Annotated in this window: 19 protein-coding genes; 10 read left to right on the forward strand and 9 right to left on the reverse strand. The window is 74.6% G+C overall.

The genetic code is table 11. The annotated features are described in order from the left end of the window. Positions 1-6 precede the first annotated feature (6 nt). The 4 genes from DSM104299_RS16175 to DSM104299_RS16190 are packed head-to-tail and all read right to left on the reverse strand — an operon-like array spanning position 7 to position 3007. A complete protein-coding gene (locus DSM104299_RS16175) occupies positions 7-897 on the reverse strand; it encodes a helix-turn-helix transcriptional regulator (RefSeq protein ID WP_272472669.1) in 891 nt (296 codons plus the stop codon). Then, on the reverse strand, positions 894-2084 hold the full coding sequence (locus tag DSM104299_RS16180) for a benzoate/H(+) symporter BenE family transporter (protein ID WP_272472670.1): 1191 nt from the start codon (positions 2082-2084) through the stop codon (positions 894-896). The genes DSM104299_RS16175 and DSM104299_RS16180 overlap by 4 nt, the downstream gene beginning before the upstream one ends. Then, on the reverse strand, positions 2081-2692 hold the full coding sequence (locus DSM104299_RS16185) for a helix-turn-helix domain-containing protein (RefSeq protein WP_272472671.1): 612 nt from the start codon (positions 2690-2692) through the stop codon (positions 2081-2083). Before DSM104299_RS16185 ends, DSM104299_RS16180 begins: the two co-directional genes overlap by 4 nt. A gap of 18 nt (positions 2693-2710) precedes the next feature. Then, the gene (locus DSM104299_RS16190) at positions 2711-3007 is read right to left on the reverse strand and encodes a hypothetical protein (RefSeq protein WP_272472672.1); all 297 of its coding nucleotides are present in this window, start codon (positions 3005-3007) and stop codon (positions 2711-2713) included. A 40-nt stretch (positions 3008-3047) separates the two neighbouring features. On the opposite strand from DSM104299_RS16190, the gene mdlC reads away from it, so the two are divergent. From mdlC to DSM104299_RS16220, 6 genes are all read left to right on the forward strand, one after another. Beyond that, positions 3048-4667 (forward strand): benzoylformate decarboxylase, encoded by a 1620-nt coding sequence (gene mdlC / locus DSM104299_RS16195; protein WP_272472673.1) that lies wholly within the window; start codon positions 3048-3050, stop codon positions 4665-4667. 3 nt (positions 4668-4670) lie between these two features. Continuing rightward, on the forward strand, positions 4671-5705 hold the full coding sequence (locus tag DSM104299_RS16200) for an alpha/beta hydrolase (RefSeq protein ID WP_272472674.1): 1035 nt from the start codon (positions 4671-4673) through the stop codon (positions 5703-5705). A gap of 38 nt (positions 5706-5743) precedes the next feature. Continuing rightward, a complete protein-coding gene (locus tag DSM104299_RS16205) occupies positions 5744-6175 on the forward strand; it encodes a metal-dependent transcriptional regulator (RefSeq protein WP_272472675.1) in 432 nt (143 codons plus the stop codon). A gap of 242 nt (positions 6176-6417) precedes the next feature. Then, positions 6418-7257 carry a metal ABC transporter permease gene (locus tag DSM104299_RS16210; protein WP_272472676.1) on the forward strand — a complete coding sequence of 280 codons (840 nt, stop codon included), beginning with the start codon at positions 6418-6420 and terminating at the stop codon, positions 7255-7257. Beyond that, the gene (locus tag DSM104299_RS16215) at positions 7254-7988 is read left to right on the forward strand and encodes a metal ABC transporter ATP-binding protein (RefSeq protein WP_272472677.1); all 735 of its coding nucleotides are present in this window, start codon (positions 7254-7256) and stop codon (positions 7986-7988) included. Before DSM104299_RS16210 ends, DSM104299_RS16215 begins: the two co-directional genes overlap by 4 nt. Continuing rightward, the gene (locus tag DSM104299_RS16220; RefSeq protein WP_272472678.1) at positions 7985-8845 is read left to right on the forward strand and encodes a metal ABC transporter permease; all 861 of its coding nucleotides are present in this window, start codon (positions 7985-7987) and stop codon (positions 8843-8845) included. Before DSM104299_RS16215 ends, DSM104299_RS16220 begins: the two co-directional genes overlap by 4 nt. On the opposite strand, the gene DSM104299_RS16225 is transcribed toward DSM104299_RS16220, so the two are convergent. Beyond that, positions 8787-9272 (reverse strand): Fur family transcriptional regulator, encoded by a 486-nt coding sequence (locus DSM104299_RS16225; RefSeq protein ID WP_272472679.1) that lies wholly within the window; start codon positions 9270-9272, stop codon positions 8787-8789. The genes DSM104299_RS16220 and DSM104299_RS16225 overlap by 59 nt on opposite strands. A 54-nt stretch (positions 9273-9326) precedes the next feature. Between DSM104299_RS16225 and DSM104299_RS16230 the strand changes: the two genes are divergently transcribed. Then, a complete protein-coding gene (locus DSM104299_RS16230) occupies positions 9327-9479 on the forward strand; it encodes a hypothetical protein (protein WP_272472680.1) in 153 nt (50 codons plus the stop codon). A gap of 13 nt (positions 9480-9492) precedes the next feature. Here DSM104299_RS16230 and efeO read toward each other — a convergent pair whose 3' ends face one another. Then, complete coding sequence (efeO, locus tag DSM104299_RS16235) at positions 9493-11442, reverse strand: iron uptake system protein EfeO (protein ID WP_272472681.1); 1950 nt, start codon at positions 11440-11442, stop codon at positions 9493-9495. Positions 11443-11539: 97 nt separating this feature from the next. Here efeO and DSM104299_RS16240 point away from each other — a divergent pair, with 97 nt between their 5' ends. The 3 genes from DSM104299_RS16240 (at position 11540) to DSM104299_RS16250 (ending at position 13574) form a co-directional block, all read left to right on the forward strand. Next, positions 11540-12148 carry a hypothetical protein gene (locus DSM104299_RS16240; protein WP_272472682.1) on the forward strand — a complete coding sequence of 203 codons (609 nt, stop codon included), beginning with the start codon at positions 11540-11542 and terminating at the stop codon, positions 12146-12148. Positions 12149-12231: 83 nt separating this feature from the next. Beyond that, on the forward strand, positions 12232-13014 hold the full coding sequence (locus tag DSM104299_RS16245; RefSeq protein ID WP_272472683.1) for an SDR family NAD(P)-dependent oxidoreductase: 783 nt from the start codon (positions 12232-12234) through the stop codon (positions 13012-13014). Beyond that, positions 13011-13574, forward strand: a complete 564-nt coding sequence (locus tag DSM104299_RS16250) for a QsdR family transcriptional regulator (protein WP_272472684.1) — start codon at positions 13011-13013, stop codon at positions 13572-13574. Before DSM104299_RS16245 ends, DSM104299_RS16250 begins: the two co-directional genes overlap by 4 nt. A gap of 64 nt (positions 13575-13638) precedes the next feature. On the opposite strand, the gene DSM104299_RS16255 is transcribed toward DSM104299_RS16250, so the two are convergent. The 3 genes from DSM104299_RS16255 to DSM104299_RS16265 form a co-directional block, all read right to left on the reverse strand. Beyond that, on the reverse strand, positions 13639-14379 hold the full coding sequence (locus DSM104299_RS16255) for a glutathione S-transferase N-terminal domain-containing protein (protein ID WP_272472685.1): 741 nt from the start codon (positions 14377-14379) through the stop codon (positions 13639-13641). A gap of 25 nt (positions 14380-14404) precedes the next feature. Beyond that, positions 14405-14761, reverse strand: coding sequence for a hypothetical protein (locus DSM104299_RS16260; RefSeq protein ID WP_272472686.1), 357 nt, complete (start codon positions 14759-14761; stop codon positions 14405-14407). A 65-nt stretch (positions 14762-14826) separates the two neighbouring features. Next, positions 14827-15357: a cupin domain-containing protein gene (locus tag DSM104299_RS16265; protein WP_272472687.1), complete on the reverse strand. Its 531-nt coding sequence runs from the start codon at positions 15355-15357 to the stop codon at positions 14827-14829. Between the last annotated feature and the right edge of the window lie 57 nt (positions 15358-15414).

Below are 15414 nucleotides of genomic sequence, written 5' to 3' on the forward strand. Positions count from 1 at the left end.
CCGCGATCAGGGGCCTGCGGTATGGGCGAAGCCCGCCGATCCATGGACTTCTGCGCGATAGACCTGCGGCGCGCGGCCGGCGAAGCGCTTGAACGCGCGCGAGAAGTACAGCGGGTCGCCGTAGCCGACGCGGAAGGCGATCTCCCCCACCGTCAGGTCGGTGAAGCGCAGCAGGCGCATCGCCTCGACCATCGCGCGCTCGACGATCAGCTCCTTGGTCGAGCGTCCGGTGAGGGCGCTCAGCGCGCGTGACAGCGCAGCGGCCGGGACCCCGAGCGCGTCGGCGTAGTGGGCGACCTCGTGGTGGCGGGCGAAGTCCCGCTCCAGCGTCGTGGCGAAGCGGCGGTGCAGCGCGACGTCGGCGTCGTCGACCGCCGGCCGCTCGGTGCGCGACGCGTCGTGCCAGCGCTCGAGCCACAGCAGGACGGTCGAGGTGAGGTGGCGCACGAGGTCGGCGGCGTAGGGGTCGGGCGGCCGCGTCGTCTCGGCGTGCAGCGCGGCGAGCACGGACGCGAAGCGCCCGCGCTCGGTCGGCGGCACGGCGATCGTCCGCCCGCCGCGGCCGCCCAGCAGCCAGCCGGCGGCGATCCGCCCGGTCCCGCCCGCGAGCGCCGCGTCGGTGATGCGCAGCAACGCGCCGCCCACGCCGGCCGCGTGCCGGAACTGGTGGACCTGGCCGCGCGCGACCACCGTCACCGTCCCGGGGACGATCGGCAGCGGCTCGCCGTCGACGAGCTGCTCGCCCGCGCCCTCGCGGAGCCACAGCAGCTCGTGGTAGTCGTGGCGGTGTGGCGCGCGGATCGGCCCTTCGCCGACGCGGAAGTCCTCCAACATGCGCACCTCGACCGCGGTGTCGGCGGCGAGGCGGTCGACCGTGAGGCGGCCGTCGACGGTCACGCCACCAGCGTACGGGCCCGCTGCGCGCCCAACAGCGCCATCCCGGCGACGAGCCCCCAGAACGGCGCGCTGATGCCGAACGCGCTGATGCCCGACGCCGAGACGACGAACGTGGCGACCGCGGCCTCGCGGAGGTCGTCGTCGGCCATCGCGGCGCGCAGCGCGGCGCCGAGCGTGCCGAGCAGCGCCAGCCCGGCCACGGCCTCGATCAGGACGACCGGCGAGGCGGCGAGCAGGACGGTCGCGAGCCCGGCCAGCGGGCCGAGGACCACGTAGACGAGGCCGCTGGTCGAGCCGGCGATCCAGCGCCGCTTCGGGTCAGGGCCGGCGTCGGGCCCGGCCGCCATCGCGGCCGTGATCGCGGCGAGGTTGATCGCGTGGGCGCCGAACGGCGCGCCGACGATCGACGCCGTGCCGGTCGTGGTCAGCGCCGGGCGCACCGGCGTCGCGTAGCCGTGGGCGGCCAGCACGCTGATGCCCGCGACGTTCTGGGTGACCATGGTCACGACGAACAGCGGCAGCCCGACGCCGATCAGCGTGCCGAGGTTCAGGTGCGGCATGGTGAACGTCAGCTGCGGGAGCAGGTGCGCGGCGTGCGCGCCGGGCGCGGGGTCGACGGCGACCGTGATGGCCGCGGCGGCCAGCGCGCCCGGGACGGCCCAGCGGCGCGCGACGATCCACAGCACCAGCCACGTGGCGATCACGGGCGCCGCGTGGCCGGGCACCTGCACCATCGCCTGCGCGGGCGCGACGCAGACCTGGAGCAGGACGCCGGCGAGCAGGCCGCTGGCCAGCGGGCCCGGGATCGCGACGATCGCGCGCGTCAGGCGCTCCGACAGCCCGGTGACCACGACCAGGACGCCGGCCAGCAGGAACGCGCCGATCGCGGCCGGGTACCCGCCGTCGACGTGACCGGCGGTGATCAGCAGCGCGGCGCCCGGCGTCGACCACGCGACGCTCAGCGGCATCTTGTAGCGGTAGGACAGCCCGGCGCCGGTGAGGCCCATGCCGAGCGACAGCACCAACAAGCCCGACGAGGCCTGCGCGTCGGACGCCCCGACCGCGTGCAGGCCCGCGAGCACGATCGCGAACGAGCCGGCGAAGCCGACGAGCGCCGCGACGAGGCCGGCGATCGCGGGCTGCGCCCAGCCGCCGCGGGCGGGCGCGGCGACGGTCGTCTCGCTCATGCCTTCGCCCCCGACCCGGACCCGGCCGTCGCCGGGTAGATCATCCAGACGAGCGCCCGCGTGTCGCGCAGCGCGACGTAGTGATGGGCGACGTCGGCGGTGAACCACGCCGCGTCGCCGGGTCCGATCTCGATCTCCTGCTCGTAGGGCCCCACGCGCACGCGGCCCTTGACGCAGACGATCAGCTCCTCGGTCCCGGCCAGGTGCGTGTCGGTCCGCTGGTCGGTGCCGCGCGGCAGCTCGATGTCGTACATCTCGCTGCGGTGCTCGTGGCCGGCGACGTGCAGGAGCCACGCGTCCATGCCGCCCTCGGAGGGGATCGGCTCACCCGAGCGGGCCGGGATCGCCCGCGCGCGCGGGCCGGTGGGCGGGCTGATCAGCGAGCCGAGCGGGACGTCGAGCGCGCGCGAGACCCGCCACAGCGTCTCGATCGACGGGTTGCCCTCGCCGCGCTCGATGCGCGCGAGGATCGTCTTGGAGAGGCCCGCGGCGCGGCCGAGGTCGCCCAGCGACCAGCGCTGCGTCAGGCGCAGCTCGCGGACGGCGCCGCCGATGCGGCCGGCCAGGGCGTCGAGGTCGTCGTCGGGCGGGGCGGCGGTGGCATCCATGGTTGTCGATCGGCAACTCTAGTGCACACCTCGCGCTTCGGCCAGGTCACCGGCGGATCCGCCCGCCGGGTCGCCGCGCGGATCGTCGCGGCGACCAGCTCCGGTCGTCGAGCATGGGACGTGGCCGAGGCCGTCGACCGTGGTGTGACGTGCTCGATCCGGGCGGGCGCGCCGGATCGCCGGGCGCCCGCCGCTGTGGCCCAGCGCGGTCGGCGTGACGACGGCGACGTCCAGCTCCAGCAGCGGCCGGACGCGGTGTGCCAGGCGCGCGCTCATCGTGACGCCGTGCAACACGACGAGGGGCTCGCGCGGCATGGCGCGCGAATCTCCCGGCGCCCTGCGATGCTGCGGGCCGATGACCACCGTGCGCGAGGCGGCGTTCGCGTTCTTCCGCGAGCGCGGGATGACGACCATCTTCGGCAACCCCGGCTCGACCGAGCTGCCGATGCTCGCGGACTTCCCGCCGGACTTCACGTACGTCTTGGGGTTGCAGGAGGCGGTCGTCGTCGGGATGGCCGACGGCTACGCGCAGGCCTCCGGGCGCGTCGCGCACGTCAACCTGCACACCGCCCCCGGCGTCGGGAACGCGATGGGCGCGCTCTTCAACGCGCAGGCCAACAAGGCGCCGCTGCTCGTCACGGCCGGCCAGCAGGTCCGGCCGTACCTGACGATGCAGGCCAACCTGACCAACGTCCGCGCGGTCGAGGTGCCCCAGCCGTACGTGAAGTGGTCGTTCGAGCCGCCGCGGGCGGTCGACGTGCCGGCGGCGCTGGCGCGGGCGACGCACATCGCCTCGCTGCCGCCGGCGGGGCCGGCGTTCGTGTCGCTGCCGATGGACGACTGGGGCGCGGAGGTCGACGACGGCGCGACGCGGCTGGCGCTGGGGCGCGCCGTCTGCGGCCGCGCCGTGGCCGACCCTGCCGCCGTCGCCGCCCTCGCCGCCCGCCTGGCCGCCGCCTCGGCGCCGGTCGTGGTCGCGGGGCCGGGGATCGACGCGGCCGGCGGGTGGGACCAGGCGGTGGCGTTGGCCGAGCGCCTGTCGCTGCCGGTCTGGGCGTCGCCCGCGCCCGGCGGCGGGCGGCTCGGCTTCCCCGAGGGGCACGCGCTGTTCCGCGGCGTGCTGCCGCCGGCGATCGGGCCGGCCGGGCAGGTGCTCGGCGAGTACGACCTGGTGCTGGTCGTCGGGTCCTCGGTCTTCCCGTACTACCCGCACATCCCGGGCCCGGCCCTCGGCGACGGGACCGAGTTGGTGGCGTTGACCAACGACCCCGACGAGGCGGCGCGCGCGCCGATGGGCGACGCGATCGTGGCCGACATCGCGCTGACGCTGGACGCGCTGCTGGCGGCGGTGGACGGCGTGTCGGTCACGCGCATCCCGCCACCGCCGCTCGACCCTCCGCCGCCGGCCGGCGACGCCGACCCGGCCACCGGGCTGATGGACGCCGGCGACGTGCACGGCGTCCTGGCCGCGGTGCTGCCCGACGACGCGATCGTCGTCCTGGAGTCGCCGTCGAGCACGCTGGCGCTGCGCAACCGCCTGCGGCTGTCGCGGCCGGGGTCGTACTACTTCGGCGCGGCGGGCGGGCTCGGCTTCGGGCTCGCGGCGGCGCTCGGGGTGCAGCTCGCGGCGCCGTCCCGACCGGTCGTGTGCGTCCTGGGCGAGGGCTCGGCGCAGTACGCGATCACCGGGTTCTGGACGGCCAAGGCCTACGGGTTGCCGGTGACGTTCCTCGTCCTGCGCAACGGCGAGTACTCCATCTTGAAGTGGTTCTCGGGGCTCGAAGGGCTGTCGGGGGCGCCGGGGCTGGACCTGCCGGCGCTGGACGTCGCGGCGACGGCGGCCAGCTACGGGGTGCCGGGCGTGAAGGTGTCGGGGCGCGACGAGCTGCGGGCGGCGCTGGAAGCCGCGCTGGCCGACGAGGACGGGCCGCGGCTCGTCGAGGTCGGCGTCCGGCCGGGAATGGCGTTGGTGTAGGTGATGGGCGCGTCGTGGCGGCTCTGGCCCGGTCGGGTCGAGGCGTGGGCCGGCGGCCGGCTGGCGCGGCTGCTGCTGGCGCTGCCCGACGCGGCGCTGCGGCGGCTGGCCGGCACGCCGCCGCCCGCGGCGGCCGGGCTGCACCCGCAGGCGTGGCTGATCGCGCGGCTCGTGGCGATCGGACCAGATCGGATGAGCGACGAGGCGCCGGTGGTCGAGCAGCGGCGGCGGCTGGCGCTGCAGGCGCGGGCGCTCGGGGTCCGGACGGCGGGGCTGTCGGTCAGCGACCACGTCGCCGACGGCGTGCCCACCCGGCTCTACGTGCCCGAGACCGCCGGGGAGGACACCCCGTTGTTGGTGTACTACCACGGCGGCGGCTGGGTCCAGGGGTCGGTCGCGACCCACGACGCGAGCTGCCGGCTGCTGGCCGCGCTGAGCGGCGTGCGCGTGTTGTCGGTGGACTACCGGCTGGCGCCCGAGCATCCGTACCCGGCGGCCGTCGAGGACGCGATCACGGCATACCGGTGGGCGGCGCAGCGGTACGGCGGACGGTTGGCGGTCGGCGGCGACAGCGCGGGCGGGAACCTCGCGGCGGTCGTCGCGCTGACCGCCCGCGACGACGACGAGCTGCCCGACGCCGCGTTCCAGTTGTTGTTGTACCCGGTCACCGACGTGGCGGCGAAGTCGGCGTCCTACGCCACGTACGCGCGCGGGTTCGTGCTGACCGAGCCCGGGATGGACTGGTTCACGGGCAAGTACCTGCCGGAGGTGGCGCGCCGCTACGAGTGGCGGGCGTCGCCGCTGCGGGCGCCGGACCTCACCGGGCTGCCGCCCGCCTACGTGGCGACCTGCCTGCCCGACGTCCTGCGCGACGAGGGCGAGGCCTACGCCGCACGGCTGCGCGCGGCGGGCGTGCCGGTCGCGACGCAGCGCCACGCGCAGGTCCACGGCTTCTTCAACATGAGCGGGGCCCGGAGCAGCCGCGCGGCCATTGGTCAGATCGCCGGCGCGCTCCGCCAGGGCCTCGCGTCGACCTGAGCCGGCGTCGCCACCGACAGGTACCCTGTAGACGAGAGATGCCCGCCCGCCCGCCCGCACGCCCGAAGACCGTTGGTCCCGACCACGTGCCGTGCATGGAGCTCACCGAAGGCGAGGCCCGCTACCTGCTCGCCCTCCGCGACCTCAACTCCGCGGGCGTGCCGCCCTCCCAGGCCGCGGTCGCCCGCAAGGTCGGCGTCTCACACCCGACGGCGCTGGAGATGATCCGCCGCCTCCGCGCGCTGGACCTCGTCGCACCCGACGCCCTCACGCTGACGGCCAACGGCACCTCCGCCGCCCTGGTCCTGACCTCCCGCCGCCACGCCGCCCGCGTCCTCGCCCAGGAAGTCCTCGGCCTCGACGACGAGCAGGCCAACGCCGAAGCCGAAGCCTTGGCCACCAGCCTCTCCCCCGTCCTCGCCCGCCGCCTCGTCGCCTGGCGCACGCGCCGCGACAACGGCGAGGCCTAGCACCCCACGCCGGCGGAGCCGGCGACCCTCGCACCACCAGGGTGGACCACGCGCCGGTGCGAGAGCGGTGGCGGCGACCCGAGGCCGACTGCGGCCAAGGGCGGTGGCGGCGCCGGCGGGTGCGAAGGCGCGTCTGCCGGGCGTGGCGGAGCGCAGCGGCGGCAGCAGCACCGGGCGGCCGAGCGTCGGTGGCCCGCTCGCCGGGGAAGATGAGATCGGTTCTCGCTTATACTGGCCGCCCAGTGCCCGCCCCATTCGACCTGCCGTTCGTCCAGCGCGCCGTCGTGGAGATCGTTCTCCTCGCGGTCGGTTCGGGGATCCTCGGCACGTGGATCGTGTTGCGGGGGCTGAGCTTCTACGCGCATGCGGTCGGCACGGCCGCGTTCCCGGGGCTGGTGCTCGCCGATGGGCTCGGCTTCTCGCCGCTGCTCGGCGCGCTGGCCACGGCGGGCATCGTCGCGATCGGCGTCACCGCGCTCGCCAATCGCGGCCGGGCGGAGTACGACACCGCGACCGCGCTGGTCCTGGTCGGCGCGCTCGCGGCCGGCGTCATCCTGGCGTCCGACGTCTTCCACTCCCAAGGCAGCGTCGAGCGCCTGCTCTTCGGGAGCCTGCTGCTGATCGACTCCACCGACCAGATCGTCGCCGCCGTGGTCGGCGTCGCGGCCCTGGCGATCGGCGCGGTGCTCGGCCGGCGGTGGCTGGCCCACGGCTTCGACCGCGAGAGCGCGAAGGCGCTCGGCGCGCGCTCGCCGCTGCCGGACCTCCTGCTCCTCGCCCTCGTCGCGGCCTCGGCCGTCGCGGCGCTCGACGCCATCGGCGCGCTGCTCGCCACGGCGCTCCTCGTCGTCCCGGCCGCCACGACCCGCCTGCTCGTCGACCGCCTCCGCACCTGGCAGCTGACGACCGTCGCGCTGGTGGTCGCCGAGGGCGTCTTCGGCCTCTACCTGTCCGTCGAGACCAACGCGCCCCCAGGCGCGACGATCGCGGTCGTCGGCGGCGTCGTGTTCGCGATCACCGCTCTCGGGCGCGCAGCCGTCACCGCGCGCACCGCGCGCACCACCGCCGAAGCGACCGCGTGATCCTCAGCGCCGATCACCTCGCCGCCGGCTACGGCGGCCCGCCCGTCCTGCAGGACGTCACCTTCACCGCCCAGGCCGGCCAGCGCATCGCCGTCCTCGGGCCCAACGGCGGCGGCAAGACCACGCTCTTCCGCACCCTCCTCGGCGAGCTGCGCCCCAGCGCCGGCAGCCTCGTCCGCCCGCCGCGCGTCGGCGTGGTCCCCCAGACCGAGCGCTCACGCCTGGACTTCCCCGTGTCCGCCCTCGACGTCGCGCTGATGGGCACGCTCTCGACCCTCCCGTGGTGGAAGCGCCCGACCAAGGCCGACCGCCGCCGCGCGCGCCAGGCCCTCGCGGACGTCGGCCTCGCCGACCGCGCCGACCGCACCTTCGGCGACCTCAGCGGCGGTCAGCGCCAGCGCGTCCTCGTCGCCCGCGCGCTCGTCCAGGACGCCCCGGTCCTCCTGCTCGACGAGCCCTACGTCGGCCTCGACACGCCCAGCGTCGCCCTCCTGGACGACCTCCTCGACCGACTCGTACAACAAGGTCGCGCGCTCCTGATCGCCACCCACGACGTGGACCAGGCCCGCCGCTGGGAGCGCGTCCTCTGCCTCAACCGCCGCCAGATCGCGTTCGGCGAGCCGGCCGAGACGCTGACCCGCGAGACCCTCGAGCTGACCTACGGCGCCGAGATCGTCGACCTCCCCGGCGAGCGCTGCGTGCTGCCCGCCCACCACCACGACCACGCGTGATCGCGACCATCTGGCACAGCCTGGTCGAGCCCTGGCAGCAGGGCATCGACCGCCGCGCGCTGATCGAGGTCCTGCTGCTCGGCCTCACCGGCGGCGCGCTCGGGTGCTGGATCATCTTCTACAACCTGTCGTACTCCACCGAGTCGCTCGCGCACGCGCTCCTGCCCGGCCTCGTGCTCGCCGCGCTGACCGGCATCCCGCTGATCCTCGGCGGCGCCGCCGGCCTCGTCGTCGCCGCGCTGGCGATCGCGGCCGCCGCCCGGACCCCCGCGGTCGGCCGGGACACCGCGGTCGCAGTCGTGGTCACCGCGCTGCTCGGGCTCGGCGCGCTGCTCGCGCTCTCCCCCGACACGCCCGCCGGCCTCGGCGAGCTGCTCTTCGGCGACGTCCTCGGCGTGTCCGACACCGACCTCGCGCTCGCCGCGGCGCTCGCGGCCGCCGTGCTGATCGCCCTCGGCGCGCTCCACGGCCGCCTCCTGCTCGTCGGCTTCGACCGCCTCAACGCCCGCGCGCTCGGGGTCAACCCCACCACCATCGACGTCGCCCTGCTGCTGCTCGTCGCCGCCGCGCTGCTCGTGGCCGTCCAGGGCCTCGGCAACCTGCTCGTGGTCGCGGTCCTCGTCGGCCCCGCCGCCTGCGCCCGCGCGGTCACGCACCGCATGTCCACCATGATGGTGGTGGCGGCGGCGACCGCCGTCGTCGCCGGCTTCGGCGGCCTCTACCTGTCCTACTACGCGCGCACCGCGGCCGGCGCGTCGATCGCGGCCGTCATCTGCGGCGTCTACGCCCTGGCGCTGCTCACGCGGAGCATTCCGCGCACGAGCCATGGAGCACCACGTCGTGCTCCGCAACCGTGAACGTGACCTTCCGCGCCAGCCGCTGGATCGAGTCCTCCAGCTCGGGATCCTCGAACGGGATCACGATGCCGCACGCGTCGCACACCATGTGATGGTGATGGCCTTCTGACCGGTGCGCCTCGAAGCGCGCCAGCCCCTGGCCGACCTCGACGCGGGTGATGAGCTTCAGCGCCTCGAGCTCTTCGAGGATGCGGTAGATCGACGCCCGCGCGACCGGCCGCGCCCCGTCGCCGGCGGTGCCCAGCGTCTCCTCGATCTCGGCCGCCGACAGCGCGCAGCGCTGGTCGTCGAGCAGCGCGATCAGCGACGCCCGCGCGCCGCCACGCCGGTAGCCGGCCTCGGCCAGCGCGTCGGTGGCGCGCTCCGCCCAGCACGCGCCGTCGGCGCACCCATGATGGTGATCGTGTTGGCTGCCGATGGGAACCATTCCCGTAAAGGGTATCGCCGCGCTAGCATCGCGGCCATGTGCGCAGGGTGTGCGATGACCGCCATGGCGGGCGCGAGCGGCGTCCGCTCGTGGCTGCAGACCCGCGGCTGGAGCTGGCTGACGCCGGACCGCCTGCGGCGCACGACCGTCGCGGTCTTCGCGATCGCGACGGTCGTCTCCACGGTGGGGCTGGCCGGCTCGGGCTGAGCCGGCGCCCGGCCTACGTCGAGAGCTGGGACGCGACCTTCGACAGCGGCTCGGCCAGCGCGTCGACCAGCTGGCTCAGGCGCTTGCGCTCGGCCGGCGTGACCTTCTCGTAGGTCGGGTAGCTGTCGCCCTCCTTGAGCTGGGCCAGCCGCGCGTTGACGGCGTCGAAGCGCGCAGCGATCGTCGTCGCCAGCTCCGGGTCGCTCTTGCGCAGCGCCGGCGCGAGCAGCCCGAACGCGGTCTCCGAGCCCTCGACGTTGGCCTGGAAGTCGGAGAGGTCGGTGTGCGAATACCGATCCTCCTCACCCGTGATCTTGGAGGCCGAGACCTCGTCGAGCAGGCCGTTGGCGCCGTTGGCCAGCTCCTCGGGCTGGTAGGTCAGCCCGGTGGTCTTGGTCTGGAGCTGCTTGACGTCGGCCAGCAGCTTGTCGGCGATCGGGGTCAGGCCCTTCGTGGAGCTCTTGACCCACAGCCCCTGCTCGATCTTGTGGAAGCCCGTCCACGGCGTGCCCTTCGCGACGTCGTTGACGCGCGCGTCGATCTCGGGGTCCAGCGTGCCGAAGGACTCGGCGACCGGCTCGATCGTCTCGTACGGCGCACGGGCGGCGGCGAACTGGGCCTTGGCCTCCTCGACGTCGCCGGCCTTGACGGCTTCGACGAACTTCTGGGTGCGCTGCACCAGGATCTTGGACTGGTTGGTGACGTAGGACGCGTAGGACGCGGTCGCGGACTTCAGCAGCGGGTCGCCCGCGCCGGTGTCGGCCACGGCCTTGCCGCCGACCGTCAGCGCGCCGGTCGCCGCGGTCTTCCCGCCCGGGCACGACATGGAGTACTCGCCCGGCTTCAGGTTGACCGTGAACGACCCGGACAGGCCGGCGACCAGGTTCTCCTTCTCGCCCAGGATGCGCGAGCCGCTGAGCACCTCGAACTCGCTGACGCGCCCGGTCCCGCCGTTGGTGACCTTGAACTCGGTCGGCCCCGCGTTGAGCTTCATCGTCGCGGGCTCGCAGCCGGCGTCGGTCAGCTTGACCGCGACCTGCTTGGTGCCGGGCGCGCTGCTGGAGTCGTCCGACGACCCGCAGGCGGCGAGGAAAAGGGCGGCGGCGGTGACGACGACCGTCGCGACGGCGGTGCTCTTCATGCGGTGCTCCTTGGCGGGCTTCTTGCGCGCCGGAATCAAGATGTACGTGATGGCAGGGATGGCGTACGCGAGGTAGCCGATGACCTCGATGGTGGTCGGCTGCGGCTGCAGGCCGAGCATGCCCGTGAGCAATGCGGCGGTCCACGTGCCGGGGACGACGAGCCACGTCAGGTCGACGGCCTGGTCCTGGCCGAAGTTGATCCAGCCGGCCTCGTGGGCCGTGTGCAGCGTGCTGGCGACCAGGCCGGCCGCGACGAGCGCGAGCACGAGGCCGGTCAGCCGGAAGAAGCGGGCGTAGTTGAGCTTGACGCCGCCGCGGTAGATCGCGAAGCCGATGACGACCGCGGTGAGGATGCCGAGGATCGCGCCGATGCCGGCGGTGCCCGCGTTGTCGCTGTTCTGAAAGACGGCGACGAGGAAGACCGCGGTCTCCAGGCCCTCGCGGAAGACCGCGAAGAACGCCATGCCGATGAGCGCGCCGACCGAGCCCTGCTTGAGCGCGGACGCCGTGTTGGCGCGCAGCTCGGCGCTGAGCCCCGCCGCGTTGCGGCGCATCCACACCAACATGAACGTGACGATGCCCACGGCGACCGCGCCGACGACCGTCTCCAGGCCCTCCTGCTGCTTCTGCGGGAGCTCCTGGTTGACGACCTCGAGCAGGATCCCGACCGCGAGGCAGATCGTGGCGGCGGCCACGACGCCGGCCCAGACCCAGCGCAGCGCGTCGGTCCGGCCCTCCTGGCGGAGGAACGTGGCGATGATCGAGACGATGAGCGCGGCCTCTACGCCTTCGCGCAGGCCGATCACGAACGTCGGAAGCATGCGCGCATCTTAGGCGTCCCTAAGCGAAGATGTCGGGTTCCCTAATTCGGGTGCCCGAAACCTGGCGCTTTCGCGCGCCGGGTACGGTCGCCTGATCATGGCGAAGATCCACCGGCACGAGCTCGGCCTGACCTGGGTGATGGACGACGCGATGGAGCGCGGCTCCCACGCGCTGGTCGCCGACGACGGGCGCGTCTGGCTCGTCGACCCCGTGCGCGAGGACGAGGCGCTGGCGGCGGCCGCGGCGCTGGGCGCGACCGCCGGGGTGCTCCAGCTCCTGGACCGCCACAACCGCGACTGCGCGGCCCTCGCCGGCGAGCTCGGGGTGCGCCACTACACGGTCCCGGACGTGCTGACCGGCGGGGACGGCTTCCCGTTCGAGGTCCGGCGCGTGGTCTGGAACCCGCTGTGGAAGGAGGCCGCGCTGTGGTGGCCGCAGCGGCGCGCGCTGGTCGTCGCCGAGGCGCTGGGGACCAACGCGGCGTTCGCGGTCGGCGACGGGCCGGTCGGCATCCACCCGCTGCGGCGGCTGCTGCCGCCGGGCATGGTGAAGGGGCTGGGCGCCGAGCACCTGCTCGTCGGGCACGGCGCCCCGCTGCACGGCCCGGACGTCGGGGCGAGCGTCGATCGGGCGATCGCCCGGTCGCGCCACGACATCCCGAAGCTGGTGACCAAGATCCCGACGCTGATCCGCGCGGCGCGCTGACGTCTTCCAACGAGACAGTCGCCGTCGACTGTCTCAATCGTGGCGTATGCTCGGCGCTGCCCGCCCCGAGCCCGAGGAGCCCCATGTCCGCTGAGCCCGTCCTGTCCCCCGTCCTGGACGCCTTCCGCCTCGACGGCAAGGTCGCCGTCGTGACCGGCGCGTCGTCCGGCCTCGGCGTCGCCTTCGCGCAGGCGCTGGCCGAGGCCGGCGCCGACGTCGCGCTCGGCGCGCGCCGCGTCGACCGCCTCGAAGACACCAAGGGGCTCGTCGAGGCCGCCGGGCGCCGCGCGATCGCCGTCGCGACCGACGTCACCCGGCCCGAGGACTGCACCGGCCTGGTCGAGGCCGCGATGGCCGCGTTCGGCCGCGTCGACATCCTGGTCAACAACGCCGGCGTCGGGACCGCGGTCCCGGCGACGCGCGAGACGCCCGAGCAGTTCCGCCAGGTCATCGACATCAACTTGAACGGCTGCTATTGGATGGCGCAGGCCGCGGGCCGGATCATGCAGCCGGGCAGCAGCATCATCAACATCTCGTCGGTGCTCGGCATCACGACCGCCGGGCTGCCGCAGGCCGCCTACGCGGCGTCCAAGGCCGGCCTGATCGGGCTCACGCGCGACCTCGCGCAGCAGTGGACGGGCCGCAAGGGGATCCGCGTCAACGCGCTCGCGCCCGGCTTCTTCGCCAGCGAGATGACCGAGCAGTACCCGGACGACTACCTCAAGATGATGGAGTACCGGATCCTGGCGGGCCGGACCGGCGACCCGCGCGAGCTGGCGGCGGCCGTCGTCTTCCTCGCCTCGCCCGGCGCCGGGTACATCACCGGCCAGACGCTGCCCGTCGACGGTGGCCTGACCATCACGTGAGCCGCACCGCCGCGGCGACGCGCGAGGACGTGGTCCTGGCCGCCGCGCGGCGGTTCGGGCGCGGCGAGCGCATCGACGTCGCGGCCGTCGTCGCGGACACCGGCGTGGCGCGCGCGACCGCGCACCGTTGGTTCGGCACGCGCGAGGGGCTGATCGGCGAGGCGATCGTGCGCGCGTCCGAGCCGGTGTTCGCCGAGGCGCGCGAGCGGGCCGCGACCGACGGGCTCGTCGCCGCCTTCGACGGCGTGGTGCGCCGGCTGGCCGCCGAGGAGGGGCTGCGCCGCTTCCTGGAGACCGAGCGCGAGGCGGCGCTGCGGATCCTGACCTCCAGCGGCGGGATCGTGCAGCCGGCGTGGGTCGCCCGGACCCAGGCGCTGCTCGAGGACGAGGCGGCGGCGGGGCGCTTCCACCCCAGCGTCGACCCGCCGACGTTGTCCTACGCCATCGTCCGGCTCGTCGAGGCGTTCCTGTACAACGACGCCGCGGCCGGCCTGCGCGGCGACGCCGACCGCCTCCGGGTCGTGCTGGCCGCGCTGCTCGGCCCGCCCTCGACGTCCTAGCGTCCTGATTCGTTGATTCGGCCGCAGCGTACGGGGACTGCCGTCGAATCAATGAATCAGGGCGCTAGAGGGTCGGGACCCAGCCCGCCGGGAACGCGCCCGCCGGGACGAGGCCCGGACGGTCGTCGAACCACTTGCGCGCGACCTGCCCGGCGGGCCGCGACTCGATCAGCCGGCGCACGTCGCCGACCGTCAGCAGGACGCTGAGCGTCGCGCCGATCTGGAGGTCCGCCGCGTTGGGCGCGTCCCCCGCGACGATGCCGTCCGACACATAGGCATCAACCTGGTCGAGCTTGGCCGGGAGGCCGGCGAGGTCCTCGGCGAGGCGCACGGCGGTGATGTTGTGGTACTTCCACGAGCCGCGGACGTAGCGCATGGCGAAGTCCGTGCCGGGCGGGTCGAGCGGGTCGCCGCCCGCGAAGGTGCCCATCGCCTCGGGGCGGAAGTGGAGCGCGCCCCAAGGCAGCCGGCGGCCGAGGTCCTGCAGCTCGTCGTCGCCCCACCGCGCCGCGGCGCGGATCGCCTCGGCCCGCTCGGCCGGGTACAGCGACGGCTCGGGCGCGAGCTGCTCCAGGCGCTCGAGGATCGCGTTGGAGCCGTGGACCGGCTCGTCGTCGACGAGCATCCCGGGCACCGTGCGGCGCCCGGCGCCGTAGAGCTCCTCCATCTGGTCGGGATGCGGCCCGGCCTGCAGCTCGACCTTCTCGTAGTCCAACCCCTTCAGCTTGAGCGCGGCCTCGACCGCCACGCACGGGTGCGACGGTGGCAGGACGTGGAAGACGAGACGCGGCTGCGTGACGGACATCGGCGCATCCTACGGACGGGAACCGTCAGAGCAGCGCCATGTCGGGGTCGTGCAGCAGGAAGCCGGCGGCGTCCAGGATCCCGCGGTCGTCGAGCCGCGTGAGGCGATCGGTCGGCTCGCGGTCGCCGCAGTCCCAGGCCGCCACGCTGGCGGTGTCGGCCAGCGGCTGCAGGCCGGCCTCGGCGGGCGCGTCGAGCGCCTGGCGGAACCACGCCAGGTCGTCGGAGATCCGGCGCGGTCGCTCGGCGGTCGTCGCCTCCGCGTCCGCGTCCCAGGGATCCTCGCCGCTGCGGCGCTCGGGCACGCCGGGCGGGCGCGTCAGCGCGACGCCGAGGGCGCCCATCCAGTCGGGGCGTGGTCGGACCAGCTCAAGAATCGCCATGGGTGAGTGCTGCCCGTTACGACGCAATTCTGAGCGTCACGCGGCGCGCAGGGGCGAGCGCTGGCTCAAGCGACAGCGTCGAACGGTGGGTCGCCGAGGATCTCGACGCCGTTGAGGAACGCGGTCTGCTGGAGCGCGATCGCGGCGGCCGGGTGCGGCTCGGCGGTGGGCGGCGGCGGCAGCTCGCGCTGCGGCGCGGGGACGGAGAGCGCGCGGAAGTAGCGCTCCTGGCCGGCGGGGATGCCGAAGATGATGAGCTTGGTGGCCTCGATGGCCAGCAGCGCGTGCGGGAGCTCGCGCGGGATGAAGACGACACCGCCGGCGCCGACGGTCTGCTCGGCGCCGTCGAGGTGGACGGTGAGCGCGCCGGAGAGGACGTACAGCGTCTCGTCGTCGTAGGGCTGGCGGTGCAGCGGGGTCATCGCCCCGGCGGGCATCGCGACTTCGACGAGCGAGACGCGGTCGCCGGTCTGCGCGCCGGTGAGGCGCAGGTCGACGAGGCGGTCGCGGTACCAGCGCAGCTCGCCGTCGCCGGGGAGCGCGACGGTGGGCTCGGCCACGGAGGGCGCGGGCGAGGTCGGGGAGGGAGCGGGCATGACGGCAAGCGTGCCGATCGGCGCTTGCCGGACGCTTGCCGCGCCCCCTCACGGCCG

This window comes from Baekduia alba (genome assembly GCF_028416635.1).
GTDB classification, from domain to species: Bacteria; Actinomycetota; Thermoleophilia; order Solirubrobacterales; family Solirubrobacteraceae; genus Baekduia; species Baekduia alba.

Bases quoted from the DNA above. Each gene is read 5' to 3' on its own strand.
- DSM104299_RS16190 (WP_272472672.1), bottom strand. From the start codon at position 3,007: ATGCCGCGCGAGCCCCTCGTCGTGTTGCACGGCGTCACGATGAGCGCG.
- DSM104299_RS16255 (WP_272472685.1), bottom strand. From the start codon at position 14,379: ATGTCCGTCACGCAGCCGCGTCTCGTCTTCCACGTCCTGCCACCGTCG.
- DSM104299_RS16185 (WP_272472671.1), bottom strand. From the start codon at position 2,692: ATGGATGCCACCGCCGCCCCGCCCGACGACGACCTCGACGCCCTGGCC.
- DSM104299_RS16230 (WP_272472680.1), top strand. From the start codon at position 9,327: ATGACCGCCATGGCGGGCGCGAGCGGCGTCCGCTCGTGGCTGCAGACC.
- DSM104299_RS16265 (WP_272472687.1), bottom strand. From the start codon at position 15,357: ATGCCCGCTCCCTCCCCGACCTCGCCCGCGCCCTCCGTGGCCGAGCCC.
- mdlC (WP_272472673.1), top strand. From the start codon at position 3,048: ATGACCACCGTGCGCGAGGCGGCGTTCGCGTTCTTCCGCGAGCGCGGG.
- DSM104299_RS16180 (WP_272472670.1), bottom strand. From the start codon at position 2,084: ATGAGCGAGACGACCGTCGCCGCGCCCGCCCGCGGCGGCTGGGCGCAG.
- efeO (WP_272472681.1), bottom strand. From the start codon at position 11,442: ATGCTTCCGACGTTCGTGATCGGCCTGCGCGAAGGCGTAGAGGCCGCG.
- DSM104299_RS16260 (WP_272472686.1), bottom strand. From the start codon at position 14,761: ATGGCGATTCTTGAGCTGGTCCGACCACGCCCCGACTGGATGGGCGCC.
- DSM104299_RS16240 (WP_272472682.1), top strand. From the start codon at position 11,540: ATGGCGAAGATCCACCGGCACGAGCTCGGCCTGACCTGGGTGATGGAC.
- DSM104299_RS16225 (WP_272472679.1), bottom strand. From the start codon at position 9,272: ATGGTTCCCATCGGCAGCCAACACGATCACCATCATGGGTGCGCCGAC.
- DSM104299_RS16245 (WP_272472683.1), top strand. From the start codon at position 12,232: ATGTCCGCTGAGCCCGTCCTGTCCCCCGTCCTGGACGCCTTCCGCCTC.
- DSM104299_RS16205 (WP_272472675.1), top strand. From the start codon at position 5,744: ATGCCCGCCCGCCCGCCCGCACGCCCGAAGACCGTTGGTCCCGACCAC.
- DSM104299_RS16200 (WP_272472674.1), top strand. From the start codon at position 4,671: ATGGGCGCGTCGTGGCGGCTCTGGCCCGGTCGGGTCGAGGCGTGGGCC.